Consider the following 14,905-nt stretch of genomic DNA (forward strand, 5'->3'; position numbering starts at 1 on the left):
CCGTCAGTAGCCCGTCGCGAGGCTGACCACGAAGCGCGAACTGACCACCAGCAGATAGATCCCGAACGCGACTTCGAGTTTTCGCTTGGTCATGAAATGCGCCACGCGCACGCCGAGCGGCGCGACCAGAAGGCTTGTCGGCATCACCAGCAATGCGCCGATCAGCGAGATGTATCCGATCGCAAACGGCAGTTGCAGCGCCGCCACTTCGGGAAAGCGCGCTGCGGCGGGCCATCCCGCATAGATGTAGCCGATCGCGCCGGGAATCGAGATCAGCACCGCAAGGCCCGCCGACGTGCCGATCGCCTGATGGATCGGGCGGCCGTAGAACGTCATCAGCAGGTTCGAAAACAATCCGCCGCCGATTCCCATCAGCGTCGAGAGCAGGCCGATGAAGAATCCGTAGGCGCGCATGAAAATGCCCTTCGGCATTTCCTCACCCAGCCGCCAGTTCTCCTTGCCGAGCAGCAGCCGCGCCGCCGCGGACCAGGCGACGCCGACGAACACATACTTGAACAGCTTCTCCGGCGCATAACGCGCGATGACGCTGCCCAGCATGACGCCGAGCAGGACCGGCACCGCCCATTTCACAAGGATGTCCATGTCGACGCTGCCCCGCTTGTGGTGGGCCTGCCATGAGCGGATCGACGTCGGGATGATGATGGCGAGTGACGTGCCGATGCAAAGCGGCATCCGTGCATCCAGCGGCACGCCCGCGATCCGGAAGCATTCGTACAGAACCGGAACCAGCACCGCGCCGCCGCCGATGCCGAAAATTCCGGCGAGGAACCCGGCAAGCGCACCGGTCACCACCAGCAACAGAACAAGTTCAAGCAGTTGGGAGGTATTGAGGCCGGCGATCATGCAGCGATCTCTCATGACGGGATGTGAGGGCTCTTCTATCCGCTGCATGACAGAAGGTGAATCATGCTTCAGATATGACGGCCGATCTCTCTGGTATACGAAAAACAGGTATACCAGAAGGGCTAAAGCTCATATCAAACAATGTTTTGCGATTCATAGCTTGATCGATTCTGCGTTGCGCTCGTTCCACCTTCTCCGTAAATAGAAGCCCTCTAAGAACCCGGTCCCCGCATAAAAAGACGGCACTTCCTTGTGCCGCAAACCGTTAAAGTCGCGCATGGCACCCAGGATCGACCGTCCGCTTTCACCCTTCCTGACTTACCGCTGGACGCTGACGATGGCGATGTCCATCGTTCACCGCATCACCGGCATCGGCCTTTATGTCGGAACGCTGCTGATGGCGTGGTGGCTGATCGCCACCGCTTCCGGCCCCGGCGCCTACGCCAATATCCAGGGCTTCACCTCGAGCTGGATCGGGCGCGTCATCGTGTTCGGATACACATGGGCGCTGATGCACCACCTGTTCAGCGGCATTCGTCATCTTGTCTGGGATCTCGGCTACGGCTTCTCGCCGACCGAGCGTGAATCCCTGACCTGGGCGGCCCTGATCGCCGGCATCGCCGCGACGGTGCTGATCTGGATCATCGCCTACGTCGTGGGAGGCGGACGATGAGCGCACACGGTCCCTCGAATTCATCGATCCGCACCGCGCTCAAGCGCGTCCGCGGTCTCGGCTCCGCCAAGGGCGGAACCTCCGACTTCTTCCGTCAGCGCGTCAGCGCGATCGGACTGGTGCTGCTGATCATCCCTGTGATCGTGGTCATCATGTCGCTGCTCGGCCGCAACCAGGCCGGCGCCGCGCAGATTCTCGGCTCGCCGCTGATCGCGATCATCATGATCCTCTTCATCATCGCCAGCGTCTGGCACATGAAGATCGGCATGCAGGTGGTGCTGGAAGACTATGTCACCGACGAAAAGATCAAGCTGGTCGCGATCATCGCCAACACCTTCTTCTGCATCGCTGTCGGCCTCGCCTCGATCTACGCTATTTTCAAACTGTCCTCTGGAGTCTGACGCATGGCCGCGAACGGCAAGAGCGCGCCCGGCGCGAACGGTCAAGCCTATCCGATCGAAGATCATACCTATGACGTGATCGTCGTCGGCGCCGGCGGCGCGGGTCTGCGCGCGGTGGTCGGCTGCTCGGAAGCGGGCCTGCGCACCGCCTGCATCACCAAGGTTTTCCCGACGCGCTCGCACACGGTCGCGGCGCAGGGCGGCATCTCCGCTTCGCTCGGCAACATGCATCCCGACGACTGGCGCTGGCACATGTACGACACCGTGAAGGGGTCGGACTGGCTGGGCGACCAGGACTCCATCGAATACATGGTGCGCAACGCGCCCGACGCCGTCTACGAACTCGAACACTGGGGCGTGCCGTTCTCGCGCACCGAAGACGGCAAGATCTATCAGCGCCCGTTCGGCGGCATGACGCTGGATTACGGCAAGGGCCAGGCGCAACGCACCTGCGCCGCATCCGACCGCACCGGTCACGCGATGCTGCACACCATGTACGGTCAGGCGGTTCGCCATCAGGCCGAGTTCTTCATCGAATACTTCGCCATCGACCTGATCATGGACGATCAGGGCGTCTGCCGCGGCGTCATCGCGCTGAAGATGGACGACGGCACGCTGCATCGCTTCCGCGGCCAGACCACCATTCTCGCCACCGGCGGCTATGGCCGCGCCTATCTCTCCTGCACTTCCGCGCACACCTGCACCGGCGACGGCGGCGGCATGGTGCTGCGCGCCGGCCTGCCCTTGCAGGACATGGAGTTCGTGCAATTCCATCCGACCGGCATCTTCCCGGCGGGCTGCCTGATCACCGAAGGCGCGCGCGGCGAAGGCGGCTACCTGTCGAACTCGGAAGGCGAGCGCTTCATGGAGCGCTATGCACCGTCGGCAAAGGATCTCGCCTCGCGCGACGTCGTCTCGCGCGCGATGACCATCGAGATCCGCGAAGGCCGCGGCGTCGGCAAGGGCAAGGACCACCTGTTCCTGCATCTGGATCATCTCGATCCGGCGATCCTGCACGAACGGCTGCCGGGCATCTCGGAATCGGCGAAGATTTTCGCCGGCGTCGACGTGACGCGCGAACCGATTCCGGTGCTGCCGACCGTGCACTACAACATGGGCGGCATCCCGACCAACTTCCACGCCGAAGTCGTGACCAAGAAGGGCGGCGACGACAATGCGATCGTGCCGGGCCTGATGGCAGTGGGGGAAGCGGCCTGCGTGTCGGTGCATGGCGCCAACCGTCTCGGCTCCAACTCGCTGATCGACCTCGTGGTGTTCGGCCGCGCTGCTGCTCTGCGCTGCGCCGAGAAGCTGACGCCGAACGCACGGCAGCCTGAACTGCCGGCGAATTCCGCCGATCTCGCGCTCAGCCGCCTCGATCATTTCCGCAACGCTTCGGGCGGCACGCCGACCGCGAAGCTGCGCGACAGCATGCAGCGCGTGATGCAGAACAACTGCGCGGTGTTCCGCACCGGCGACGTGCTGAAGGAAGGCCAGGAGCTGATCCACAAGGTTTACGGTGGCACCGACGACATCGCCGTCACCGACCGTTCGCTGGTGTGGAATTCGGACCTGATCGAGACCCTCGAATACGACAACCTGATCTCCCAGGCCCTGGTGACGATGGACTCGGCTGCGAACCGCACCGAGAGCCGCGGCGCCCATGCGCGCGAGGACTTCCCGAACCGCGACGACAAGGAATGGATGAAGCACACGCTGTCGTGGAGCAGCGACAAGGGCAAGACGACCCTCGATTACCGCCCGGTGCACGATTACACGATGACCAACGACGTTCAGTACATTCCGCCGAAAGCGCGCGTTTACTGACCGCCGTATAGAATCAAGCGAACAAACGAAGGTTCGAGACCATGGTTCAGTTCACACTGCCGAAGAATTCGACGATCTCGGGCGGCAAGGAATGGCCGAAGCCGGCCGGCGCAACCGAGCTGCGCGAGTTCAAGGTGTATCGCTGGAATCCGGATGACGGCAAAAACCCGGGCATCGACACCTACTACGTGAACACCCACGACTGCGGGCCGATGATTCTCGACGCGCTGATCTGGATCAAGAACAACGTCGACCCGACGCTGACCTTCCGCCGCTCCTGCCGCGAAGGCGTCTGCGGCTCCTGCGCCATGAATATCGACGGCCAGAACACGCTGGCCTGCACCCGCGCCATGGACGAGGTCGAGGCCGGTCCGATCAAGGTCAATCCGCTGCCGCATCAGCCGGTGGTGAAGGATCTCGTGCCGGATCTGACCAACTTCTATGCGCAGTACGCCTCGATCGAGCCGTGGCTGCACACCACGACCGCGACCCCGCAGAAGGAATGGCGGCAGTCGCCGGAAGACCGCGCCAAGCTCGACGGTCTCTACGAGTGCATTCTGTGCGCCTGCTGCTCGACCTCGTGCCCGAGCTACTGGTGGAATTCCGACCGCTTCCTCGGCCCGGCCGCGCTGCTCGCCGCCGATCGCTGGGTGAAGGATTCGCGCGACGAGGCCACCGGCGAACGCCTCGACAATCTGGAAGATCCGTTCCGGCTCTATCGCTGCCACACCATCATGAACTGCGCCAAGGCGTGCCCGAAGGGCCTCAATCCGTCGGAAGCCATCGCCGATCTCAAGGCGAAGATGGTCGAGCGGCAGGTTTGAAGCCTGGAGCCTTTCTGCGCTGAAGTACAAACGCCCGCTTTCCGAAGCGGGCGTCTTGCTTTTTGGGAAACCAATCCACGGAATTCAGTACCAGTCAGGATGCGCCGCGCGGATTTCTCTCTTGTTTATGCGCCACATCACATAATTCCATTTTATGCTAATTAACGCATAAATCATACTTATGTGCTAATTCGCATATTAATGAATTATCGGATTTGGCGCATAATGCTGGGCGGAGGATGATCATGACCGATGTCGCGCGCACCCCTAGTCAGCTTGGCAATCTGATTCGCCGCGCCCGCAGAAAGCGCGGGTTGAACCAGTCGCAGCTCGGCGACCTCGCCGACCTCCGTCAGGAGACCATTTCGCTGATCGAGATGGGCCATCCCGCGGCCAAGCTGGAAACCCTGCTGTCCATTCTGGCCGCGCTTGATCTCGAATTCCGGGTTTCCCCGCGCGGCAAGGACAGCGAGTTGGACATTGAGGATATTTTCTGATGCCTCGGCGTCCCGGTCATCAGCCGTTGCGCGTCCTGCTCAACAATCGCCTCGTCGGTGATCTTCGCAAGGACGCGAGCGGTGCAATCAGGTTCCAGTACAGCCAAAGCTGGCTGAACTGGGAGCATGCGCTGCCGATCTCACTCTCCATGCAATTGCGCGAGGACAGCTTTCGCGGCGCGAGAGTCGCCGCCGTGTTCGACAACCTGCTGCCGGATTCAGATGCCATCCGCAAACGCGTCGCCGAAAAAGTCGGCGCGGCCGGAATGGATGCCTACAGCCTGCTCGCCGCCATCGGCCATGATTGCGTCGGCGCGCTGCAGTTCGTCGCGAGCGACGACGAACTGGATTCCGCAAAGCCCGGCGCCAACCTCACCGGCGAACACGTAGATGATAGTGCCATCGAGAAGCTGCTGAAGGGGCTCGTTCAGGCACCACTCGGCCTTTCCCGCGACGACGACTTCCGGATTTCCGTTGCCGGCGCGCAGGAAAAGACCGCGCTGCTCTATCACGAAGGAAAATGGCTCAAGCCGCACGGCACCACACCCACCACCCACATCCTGAAGCCGCAGATAGGCGAGTTACCCAACGGCATCGATCTCTCCAACAGTGTCGAGAACGAATTCTACTGCCTCAGGCTGGCAGCCGCGTTCGGCCTCGATGTTAACAAAGCGACGATCGAAACATTCGGCGGAAAAAAGGCTCTCGTGATCGAACGCTTCGACCGGCGTTGGACGAGCGATGGACGGCTGCTCCGCTTGCCGCAGGAAGATTGCTGTCAGGCGCTGTCTGTTCCTCCGACCCGAAAATACCAGAGCGATGGAGGCCCGGACCTTACCGCCCTGCTCGATCTGCTCAAGGGCAGCGACGATTCCGCCGCCGATCGCGCCACACTTTTCAAGGCGCAGATCCTGTTCTGGCTGATCGGCGCCACCGACGGGCACGCCAAGAACTTCAGCATCTTTCTCGGCCCGGGCGGGCGTTACCGCCTGACGCCGCTCTACGATATCCTGACGGCGCAGCCCAGCCTCTATTCCGGTCAGATTCAGCGCAAGCAGATGAAGCTTGCGATGTCCGTCGGCAACAAGCGCCACTACCGGATCGACGAGATCGCCGGACGTCATTTCGTGCAGACGGGAGAAGCCGCAGACCTGCCGAAATCCGTGATGCGCAACTGCGTTGAGACCATGATCGCCGGCGCCGCCGAGGCACTGGATCGGGTGGAAAACGAATTGCCTAAAGGTTTTCCGGGCGCGATTCATCAGTCGGTAAAGGCCGCCGTCATCCAGCGTCTCGAAACGCTGAAAGGTTCATTGGCGAAACTGGATTGAGCAGAAGCCGCCGCATCATTGCTGAGGAAAAGCGGCCTGTCCGGACAGCCGGTCAGGCAGCTCTCCTTTCACATGCGATAACGCCGATCAAAACCCATCAACATCGATCACCGCTTGCGCAAAGTCCTTCGGCGCTTCCTGCGGCGGATTGTGGCCGACGCCGCCGGTCAGCAGCCGGTGCTGATACTTGCCGGTGAATTTCTTCGCATAGGCTGCGGGTTCGGGATGCGGCGCGCCGTTGGCGTCGCCTTCGATGGTGATGGTCGGCACGGCGATCACCGGCCCCTGCTCCAGCCGCTTTTCCAGATCGTCGTACTTCGCTTCGCCCTCCGCAAGGCCGAGCCGCCAGCGATAGTTATGGATCGAGATCGCGACATGATCGGGATTGTCCAGCGACCTGGCGCTGCGCGCGAAGGTCTCGTCGCTAAAATTCCATTTCGGCGAGGCGAGTTGCCAGATCAATTTGGCGAAGTCATGCGTGTATTGCTGATAGCCGAGGCGGCCGCGTTCCGTAGTGAAGTAGAACTGGTACCACCACAGCAGTTCAGCCTTCGGCGGCAGCGGCTTCTTGTTCACCTCGCGAGAGCCGATCAGGTAGCCGCTGACAGACACCATCGCCTTGACCCGCTCCGGCCAGAGCGCCGCGAGGATGTTGGCGGTGCGTGCGCCCCAGTCATAGCCGGCGACAACGGCTTTCTCGATCCTGAGCGCATTCATCAACTCAATGATGTCCATCGCCAGCACCGCCTGCTGGCCGTTGCGCGGCGTGTCGGCGGAGAGAAACGTGGTGGTGCCGTAGCCGCGCAGATGCGGAACGATGACGCGGTAGCCCTTCGCCGCCAGCAGCGGTGCGACCTCCGCGAAGCTGTGAATGTCGTAGGGCCAGCCGTGAAGAAGCATCACGACAGGGCCGGTGGCGGGACCGGCTTCGAAGTAGCCGGTGTTCAATGTCCCGGTGTTGATCTGCCTGATCGGTCCCATCGGCGCCGAAGAAGCGGACGAGGTGGACGCCGCTACGGCTTGTGCGTGGGCGGACTGGATCAATCCAAGCCTTGATGCGGCGAGTGCGGCTGCGCCGGTGCCTGCGGCCTGAAGGAAATTGCGTCGGTTCGCGTTGACGAGGCCGGACATGGAAGTCTCCTGTTACATCGCTGTCTGAGTGAAGCGGTCAATGATGGCTTTTCGCCGGAGTGGCCCGCCGGTCGCGCGGGCGGGCCGCTCCGATGATGTGACGGTCCGGTTCAGACCAGATTCAGTTCGACGTTGATGTTGCCGCGCGTGAGCTTGGAGTATGGGCAAATCTGATGAGCGCCATCCACCACCGCGCGGGCGACCTCCCGATCGAGACCCGGCAGGCTGACATTGAGCCGCGCCTGCAGGAAAAACTCTTCTCCCGTCTTGCCGAGATCGACCTCGGCATCGACAGCGAGATCGGCAGGCAGCTTGACCTTGAGGCCGCCGGCCGCGCGGTTCATCGCGCCGATGAAACAGGCCGACCAGCCCGCCGCGAAAAGCTGCTCGGGATTGGTGCCGGGGCGGTTGGAGCCGGGAGGCGACAGCTTGAGGTCAAGCTGGCCGTCGGCCGAACGGGCAGCGCCGTCGCGGCCGCCGGTGGTGTGGGTCTTGCCGGTGTAGAGCACCTGGTCGATCTGGGTCGTCATGGCTAGGTCCTTCGGTTGAGGTGTTGATAGATCGTATCCGATCTAATCGGATGCGGTGTAAATATCCCACCCGGCCTCGAAGTCAACCCTTCCGATTTAATCGCATCCGATATATATGGGTCCGAAGGATCACGTTCCCGTGTCCAGGAGACCGGCCATGACCGTCGCAAAAGCCAAACAGGCGGCTTCCAGAGCCGCAGCCCCGAAAGCCGATCCAAAGCCGGACCCGAGGCTGCAGGATTTCCTGTGCTTTGCGATCTATTCGGCCAACCTCGCCTACGGGCGGGCCTACAAGCCGATCCTCGACGAGCTTGGCCTGACCTATACGCAATACATTGCAGTCGTCGCCTTGTGGGAAGACGACAACCAGACCGTCAGCAGTCTCGGCGAGAAGCTGTTTCTGGAATCCAACACGCTGACGCCGATCCTGAAGAATCTCGAAGCGATGGGTTATGTCCGCCGCCAGCGCGATCCCAGGGACGAGCGCCAGGTCCTGATTAGCCTGACCGATGCCGGCCGCCGTCTGCGGGAGAAAGCCCTGCCGATGAATCTGGTGAAGGAATCGGCGCTGGCCCCCGACGATTTCGCAAAACTGCAAAAGGCCGTGGTCGCGCTGCGCAGCAATCTGATCAAGAGCACCAAGGGCGCGGCAAAGTAGCGCCTTTCGCCGGATATTGCCTTGAAACAACGCCAATCCCGCGCGATGAATCCGTATGGACGTATCGTCACGGCTCGAAATCATGAAATGGCTGACCGGCGCGGGTCTCGCCGGCGTTGCTGAAACAGACCTTGTCCGCGGCTTCTGTGAGCGCAGCAGGGCCGCAGGGCTGGAGCTGTCGCGCGGCATCGTGTTCATCGACACTCTCCATCCGGTTTTTGAAGGCCGGGGCTTTCGCTGGAGCGACGTCGAATCGAACGAGAGCGATCTGTTCGAATACCAGTCGACCAGCGAAGGCGAAGCTGCCGAGAACTGGCGGCGCTCGCCGTTCTACACCATGCTTCAGAACGGCCAGAACGAGCTCTGCATCGACGACAATGACGAGCATTTCAGGATGACGACGAAGCTTGTTGGCGACGGCCACAAGCACTTCGCGACGTTCATTCACCGGTTCGGCGATGCCGGAATCATCGGCGAAATGGACTGCGTCTATTCGCTCTGGTGCATGCGCCGCGAGAACGGGTTCGATGAGGACGCGCTTGGCGCGATGCGCGATCTCGTGCCGCTGCTCGGGCTGGCGGTGAAGTCGGCCGCGCATGCCCGCATCGCCCGCACCATCGGACATGTCTATCTCGGCCGCGATGCCGCCGAGCGTGTGCTGAGCGGACGCATTTCCCGCGGCGTCGCCGACCGCATCAACGCGGTGCTGTGGTTTTCGGACCTGCGAGGCTCGACCCGCATCGGCGAAGGGATGGACCCCGCCGAGTTCATTCCGTTTCTCAACGACTATGCCGACGCTGCAATCGGCGCGATCCATGACGAGGGCGGCGACGTTCTCAAACTGATCGGCGACGGCGTGCTGGCGATCTTCAATGAGGACGACATGGGCGCGGCGCGGCGCGCGGCATTGCGTGCGGAGAACCAGTTCAGAAAGAACATTCAGGTCCTCAACAAGCGGCGCGCGTCTGAAAACAGGCCGGTGACCTCGGCCTATGTCGGCCTGCATGTCGGCGAGGTGTTCTACGGCAACATCGGCAGCGAAGAGCGGCTCGACTTCACCGTGGTCGGTCCCGCAGTCAACGAGGTCAGCCGCATCGCCTCGATGTGCCGCTCCGTCGAACGGGAACTGCTGGTGTCCTCGGCTTTTTTTGACGGCCTCGACGCGCCCGGCAATGGACACTTCGTCTCGACCGGGCGCTATGCGCTGCGCGGCATCGGACGGGCTCAGGAATTGTACACCATCGACCCCGGAATCAGGGCCGATGGACAGGCGGCCAGCCGGTTCGAGCGGTATCTGCAGGATCGCGGATAGAATTTTTGATCCGGCGCTTCTCGGTTGATGCAGGTCAACGCATTCTCGCCGAGATGCGGCACCATGGGTGCATGCATGTCTCCCTGATTTTGGGCTTTGCCCTGTTCACTCTTGCCATGGCGAGTTCGGCCATGAACCCGGCAAAGGCGATCTCGGCCGCCGAACTGCGCGGGCGGACCTACGCGCAAACCAATTGCGCACGCTGTCATTCGATCGACCGCCATTCGCCCAGTCCGCTGGCCATCGCGCCGCCGTTCCGGACACTGCACACTAAGTATCCGCTCGACACGCTGGCCGAGGCGCTCGCCGAAGGCATCGATACCGGCCATCCCACCATGCCGATGTTTACCCTCGAGCCCGATCAGATCAACGATCTGATGTCGTTCCTGAAAAGCCTGGAATAGCGGCCGGATGCCCGGATGGCCCCGATCATCGCCCCGCGCCGGCCTTGAAACGGCGGAGCAGGTGCGCGATGACAGGCCCATGAACAGCTCGCCCGACGACCAGAAGCCCTTCGGCGCTTACGCCCCCAATGCCCTGCAGCGCGCGGTGATCGCCGCCGCACACGGCTCCGGCCTCAAGCGCGGCGCATTCCGGCCCTGGCTGTCGCGCCTCGTGCATCTGTGCGGCTCAGGCCCAATCGATGCGACCTATCAGGGCGCATCGTTCCGGCTGCATCATCTGGCGAGCGGCACCGAACGCGGCGCGCTGTTCAACCCGGACTACAATCTGCCGGAGCTGGATTTTCTGCGCGAGCACGCGCCACCGGGCGGCACCTTCGTCGATGTCGGCGCCAATGTCGGCACCTACGCGGTGGCGCTGGCAAAGCATGTCGGCGAGCGCGGCCGCGTCATCGCCATCGAGCCGCATCCGGTGTCAAACGCTCGTCTTGCCTTCAATGCCGCCGCCTCGAAGCTGACAAACCTCACGCTGGTCAAGGCCGCTGCGGGTGACACCGAAGGCGAGCTGATGATCGAGACCGATGGCGACAATCTCGGTGCCAGTCACATCTCCACCACCGGCGGCATCACCGTGCCGGCGCATCGGCTGCTGACGATCCTGCGTGACGCCGGTGTCACGCATGTCGACGCGCTCAAGATCGACGTGGAAGGCTATGAAGACCGTGTGCTGACGCCGTTCTTCCGCGAGGCGCCCGAGTCGCTCTGGCCGCGCGCGGTCGCCATCGAACATCTCGAGCACAAGGACTGGCTGCACGACTGCATCAAGGACATGACCGGCCTCGGCTATGGCATCGCCGGCAAGACGCGCAGCAATACGCTGCTGGTGCGGAAGCAATAGCCACAATCACACCTCATTGCGAGGAGCGCTTGCGGCGAAGCAATCCCGTTACTGCTGTTTCAAAGCACGGATGGCTTCGCTTCCTATTTGAACGCGGGCAACACGAAGATCGCGACACTGACCGCCATCGCGACGGCGAATACCATCGAGCGCGCGGTGGGCTTGTTGAAGATGTACAGCAGCGCGTGTGCGATCCGCAGCACGATATAGAGCACCGCGAGCACATTCACGGTATAGACCGGCGCGCCCATGGTCAGCGCAATCACCACCGAGACCGCGAAGAACGGAAACGTTTCGAGCGCATTCTGATGCGCGGCATAGGCCCGCCGCTTCTTCGGCGGCAGATTGTCGTAGTCCTCGCGCGGATAGCGGTTGTCGCTCTCGACCCCGAACCTGGCGTATTTGCCCAGCGCATACGGCATCAGCGCGGCGATCAGAATGCACCAATAGGCGAGCGGCATCGAAAGTCCCCCGAATATCTGTTCCCTCTATCTCCGTGGCTTCACCGCTCGCTGTCAATACGCGGGAACCCGCTGTCGTCGCATTGTCCGCAACGGAACATAGCTTTGCTCCGTTCGTTGCCTCCGCTGAACAGCTTGCGAGTCAGGGAGTTTCAGGAATGGCAGCGACAGACGACACGGCCCGCGTATGGGATCTTGCGGAGAAAATTTCGGTTGCCATGCTGGCGACATGGGACGGCAGAAACCCGCATGCGCGTCCGATGAGCGCGCATATCGCGCGCGACGAGAACGCGTTCTATTTTCTGGCGGACAAACGTCACCACAAGGACGAGGACATCAGGAAATTCCCGACCGTGTGCCTCGCCTTCGCCGACGCCAGCGACCACAAGTATGTATCCATTTCAGGTGAAGCTTCGGTCTCCAGCGATCGCGCCAAGATCAAGGAGTTATGGAGCGCGTGGGCGAAAGCGTGGTGGGATTCCCCTGACGATCCGAATGTCTGCGTGCTGAAAGTCGTCCCGACGGAGGCCGAATACTGGGATACGCCCGGCAAGGTGATCAGTTCGATCAAGATGGCGGTCGCCGCCGCGACAGGCAGCCGTCCCGACATCGGCGAAAACCGCAAGGTCGCAATGTGACAAAACGATTTTCTCAGATCCCCGGCGAGCCGCAGGAGATTCCGCCCGCGACGCCGGGGATGCCCACCGAGCCGCCGGTGGAAAGTCCGCCCGGCAATCCGCGCCCCGAAGTCCCGCCGCCGATGCATGATCCGGTCGAGCCGGATGCGCCGCGCGAGCTTCCTCCCGACGCGCCGGACGAGGCGCCGGTGAAAACGCCGCAGCGATGATCTGCGGCACAGCTTGTGGTGCAGCGCAACTGTGCTTGGCAGATCCGCATTTTGCAGCGATAGATTCGAAGCGTATCTTAACGTCCATTCATTCTCGGCGAGCCGATTCGCCGTGCGATGTGAAATAGTTCCAAGCGTTCTGGCTTCGCCACATTACCGCCTAATCACTCATCACTGTTCGTTACTCACTTCGTTGCGACGGGCGGCAGCTTCATCGCTGCTTCACTTTCTTCACACCCCAGAGGCCTCATGAAGAACATTCGACTTATTCTGATGACGACAACAGCGATCGCTGCGATTCAGCTTTCGCACATCCCGGCTCATGCCGAGACGTCGTCGATCGTCATCGCACAAGCCGCACCCGCGCCGGCCGATCCGAACGCACCGAAGGCTCCGCCGAAGGCAGCTCCGCCCGCGCCTCCAAAAGCTGCACCGGCACCGCCGCCTGCCCCGCCGAGGGCTGCACCGCCTCCGCCACCCGCTCCGCCACGAGCCGCTCCTCCTCCGCCGCCGGCACCGCCGCGCGCTGCGCCTCCGCCGCCGCCCGCTCCACCGAAGGCAGCTCCGCCTCCACCACCCGCACCTCCGAAAGCAGCTCCACCGCCGCCTCCTCCTCCGGCTGCACCCAAGGCTGCGCCTCCGCAGCCACCGGCTGCTGCGCCCAAGGCACCTCCGCCACCGCCACCTGCTCCACCAGCAGCAGCTCCGAAGGCCGCTCCGACACCACCACCTGCACCGGCAGCTCCTCCCGCTGCACGCCCGGCAACACCTCCGCCGCCAGCTCCAGGCGCCGCACCTTCGGGCGGAGCAACACCGCCGGCCGGTGCGCCATCGGCCGCGCCCGCGCAACAGCGTCCACCGGGTGCGCCTCCGGTCGCGCCTGGCGTGCGTGATGTGACACCACCGCGTCCTGACGGCGCGCGTCCGCCTGCACCAAATGGCGCTGCGCCAACGCCTGCGACCCCGCCGGGTGCAACGACTCCTCCGGCTCCAGGAGCGACGCCTCCGACAACTCCGGGTGCAACGCCTCCTGCGGCGCCGGGAGCAGCGCCCGGCGCGACACCGCCAGCGCCGGGACAACCGGGCTTCGGTGATCGCCGCGGCCAGCGTCAGGGCCCGCCTCCGGGTCTTCCCCCCGGCACGCCTACAGCACCGGCGACGGCCCCCGTTGCCGCACCGCTGCCGCCGGCCCCCGCGGTTCAGGCCACGCCGATTCCGGTCCAGCAGCCGGGCACGCGTCCGGTCGGACGTATCGATGACTTCCGCAGCCAGCGTCAGCAGACCACGGAAGGCGGACGCACCATCATCCGCGAGCCGGGACGCGTCATCGTTCAGGATCCGAACGGACAGTCCTTCGTCCGTCACAACGACGTCGATCGTTTCCGCTACGGCGCGCGCGATGTGCGCGTGACACGTGACGGCAACGATACCCGCACCGTCGTGGTGCGGCCCGACGGCACGCAGATCATCACGGTCAACGACCGCGACGGCAGGTTGCTCAGGCGCATCCGCCGCGACGAACGCGGCCGCGAGGTGATCATCATCGACAACCGGCGCGGACCCGGCTTCGGCGCCGGCCTCGCCGCCGGTGTGGTTGCCGGCGCCATCGGCGGCTACTTCGTCTCACTGCCGCCGCCGGTCCTTCGCATTCCGGAGAACCGCTACATCGTCGAGGCGGAAGATGCGCCGCCCGAGCTGATCTACGACACGCTGATAGCGCCTCCCGTGGAGCGCATCGAACGGCCGTACTCGCTCGATGAAATCCGCTACAGCCCGTCGGTGCGTCAGCGCATGCCGAGCATCGATGTCGACAGCATCAACTTCGAGACGGGGTCGTGGGAAATTCCGCCGGATCAGGCTGCGAAGCTGCAGGCCATCGCCGACGGCATCAACCGCGCGATCCAGCGCAATCCGCAGACGGTGTTCCTGATCGAAGGACATACCGACGCGGTCGGAAGCGATGTTGACAACCTGTCGCTGTCGGATCGCCGCGCTGAATCGGCGGCCACACTGCTGACCCAGCAGTTCAACGTGCCTGCGGAAAACCTCACGTCGCAGGGCTACGGCGAGCAGTACCTGAAGGTGCCGACGGACGGACCGGAGCGGCGCAACCGCCGCGTCACCATCCGCAACATCACGCCGCTGCTCAATGGCGGTCAGGCCTCGCTGCCGGCGCCTCCTCCGGGCGTCGGACCGGGCGGCCGCTGAGACAGGGATCTGAAAATGAAAACGGCCGGGAGAAATCCCGGC

Annotated in this window: 17 protein-coding genes; 13 read left to right on the forward strand and 4 right to left on the reverse strand. The window is 63.2% G+C overall.

Annotation, left to right across the window (positions count from 1 at the left end; genetic code table 11):
• Positions 1-3: 3 nt before the first annotated feature.
• Positions 4-864, reverse strand: a complete 861-nt coding sequence (locus AC1RM7_RS13535) for a sulfite exporter TauE/SafE family protein (protein ID WP_492837611.1) — start codon at positions 862-864, stop codon at positions 4-6.
• A 277-nt stretch (positions 865-1,141) separates the two neighbouring features.
• On the opposite strand from AC1RM7_RS13535, the gene sdhC reads away from it, so the two are divergent.
• The 6 genes from sdhC (at position 1,142) to AC1RM7_RS13565 (ending at position 6,417) form a co-directional block, all read left to right on the forward strand.
• Positions 1,142-1,537: a succinate dehydrogenase, cytochrome b556 subunit gene (gene sdhC, locus AC1RM7_RS13540; protein ID WP_024921145.1), complete on the forward strand. Its 396-nt coding sequence runs from the start codon at positions 1,142-1,144 to the stop codon at positions 1,535-1,537.
• The gene (gene sdhD, locus AC1RM7_RS13545; RefSeq protein WP_492837609.1) at positions 1,534-1,938 is read left to right on the forward strand and encodes a succinate dehydrogenase, hydrophobic membrane anchor protein; all 405 of its coding nucleotides are present in this window, start codon (positions 1,534-1,536) and stop codon (positions 1,936-1,938) included. Before sdhC ends, sdhD begins: the two co-directional genes overlap by 4 nt.
• A gap of 3 nt (positions 1,939-1,941) precedes the next feature.
• A complete protein-coding gene (gene sdhA, locus AC1RM7_RS13550) occupies positions 1,942-3,765 on the forward strand; it encodes a succinate dehydrogenase flavoprotein subunit (protein ID WP_006023451.1) in 1,824 nt (607 codons plus the stop codon).
• A gap of 41 nt (positions 3,766-3,806) precedes the next feature.
• Positions 3,807-4,589, forward strand: a complete 783-nt coding sequence (locus AC1RM7_RS13555; protein WP_006023450.1) for a succinate dehydrogenase iron-sulfur subunit — start codon at positions 3,807-3,809, stop codon at positions 4,587-4,589.
• Positions 4,590-4,834: 245 nt separating this feature from the next.
• Positions 4,835-5,086, forward strand: coding sequence for a helix-turn-helix transcriptional regulator (locus AC1RM7_RS13560; RefSeq protein ID WP_024921143.1), 252 nt, complete (start codon positions 4,835-4,837; stop codon positions 5,084-5,086).
• The gene (locus AC1RM7_RS13565; RefSeq protein WP_024921142.1) at positions 5,086-6,417 is read left to right on the forward strand and encodes a type II toxin-antitoxin system HipA family toxin; all 1,332 of its coding nucleotides are present in this window, start codon (positions 5,086-5,088) and stop codon (positions 6,415-6,417) included. The genes AC1RM7_RS13560 and AC1RM7_RS13565 overlap by 1 nt, the downstream gene beginning before the upstream one ends.
• An 87-nt stretch (positions 6,418-6,504) precedes the next feature.
• Here AC1RM7_RS13565 and AC1RM7_RS13570 read toward each other — a convergent pair whose 3' ends face one another.
• Entirely contained in the window at positions 6,505-7,548 is a 1,044-nt protein-coding gene (locus tag AC1RM7_RS13570; protein WP_492837606.1) for an alpha/beta fold hydrolase, read from the reverse strand.
• Positions 7,549-7,658: 110 nt separating this feature from the next.
• Positions 7,659-8,078, reverse strand: coding sequence for an organic hydroperoxide resistance protein (locus AC1RM7_RS13575; RefSeq protein WP_024921140.1), 420 nt, complete (start codon positions 8,076-8,078; stop codon positions 7,659-7,661).
• 157 nt (positions 8,079-8,235) lie between these two features.
• Here AC1RM7_RS13575 and AC1RM7_RS13580 point away from each other — a divergent pair, with 157 nt between their 5' ends.
• The 4 genes from AC1RM7_RS13580 (at position 8,236) to AC1RM7_RS13595 (ending at position 11,347) form a co-directional block, all read left to right on the forward strand.
• Positions 8,236-8,736 (forward strand): MarR family winged helix-turn-helix transcriptional regulator, encoded by a 501-nt coding sequence (locus AC1RM7_RS13580; RefSeq protein ID WP_006023445.1) that lies wholly within the window; start codon positions 8,236-8,238, stop codon positions 8,734-8,736.
• Positions 8,737-8,791: 55 nt separating this feature from the next.
• Positions 8,792-10,048 (forward strand): adenylate/guanylate cyclase domain-containing protein, encoded by a 1,257-nt coding sequence (locus AC1RM7_RS13585; protein ID WP_492837604.1) that lies wholly within the window; start codon positions 8,792-8,794, stop codon positions 10,046-10,048.
• Positions 10,049-10,119: 71 nt separating this feature from the next.
• Positions 10,120-10,452 carry a c-type cytochrome gene (locus AC1RM7_RS13590; protein WP_492838063.1) on the forward strand — a complete coding sequence of 111 codons (333 nt, stop codon included), beginning with the start codon at positions 10,120-10,122 and terminating at the stop codon, positions 10,450-10,452.
• Between the two features lie 79 nt (positions 10,453-10,531).
• Positions 10,532-11,347 (forward strand): FkbM family methyltransferase, encoded by an 816-nt coding sequence (locus tag AC1RM7_RS13595; protein ID WP_492837603.1) that lies wholly within the window; start codon positions 10,532-10,534, stop codon positions 11,345-11,347.
• Positions 11,348-11,430: 83 nt separating this feature from the next.
• On the opposite strand, the gene AC1RM7_RS13600 is transcribed toward AC1RM7_RS13595, so the two are convergent.
• Positions 11,431-11,808 carry an MAPEG family protein gene (locus tag AC1RM7_RS13600; protein WP_024921136.1) on the reverse strand — a complete coding sequence of 126 codons (378 nt, stop codon included), beginning with the start codon at positions 11,806-11,808 and terminating at the stop codon, positions 11,431-11,433.
• 158 nt (positions 11,809-11,966) lie between these two features.
• On the opposite strand from AC1RM7_RS13600, the gene AC1RM7_RS13605 reads away from it, so the two are divergent.
• From AC1RM7_RS13605 to AC1RM7_RS13615, 3 genes are all read left to right on the forward strand, one after another.
• Entirely contained in the window at positions 11,967-12,446 is a 480-nt protein-coding gene (locus AC1RM7_RS13605; RefSeq protein ID WP_006023440.1) for a pyridoxamine 5'-phosphate oxidase family protein, read from the forward strand.
• On the forward strand, positions 12,443-12,655 hold the full coding sequence (locus AC1RM7_RS13610; RefSeq protein WP_024921135.1) for a hypothetical protein: 213 nt from the start codon (positions 12,443-12,445) through the stop codon (positions 12,653-12,655). Before AC1RM7_RS13605 ends, AC1RM7_RS13610 begins: the two co-directional genes overlap by 4 nt.
• A gap of 249 nt (positions 12,656-12,904) precedes the next feature.
• A complete protein-coding gene (locus AC1RM7_RS13615) occupies positions 12,905-14,863 on the forward strand; it encodes an OmpA family protein (protein WP_081758701.1) in 1,959 nt (652 codons plus the stop codon).
• Positions 14,864-14,905 lie beyond the last annotated feature (42 nt).

Source organism: Afipia sp. GW822-FHT03D08 (assembly GCF_058801645.1).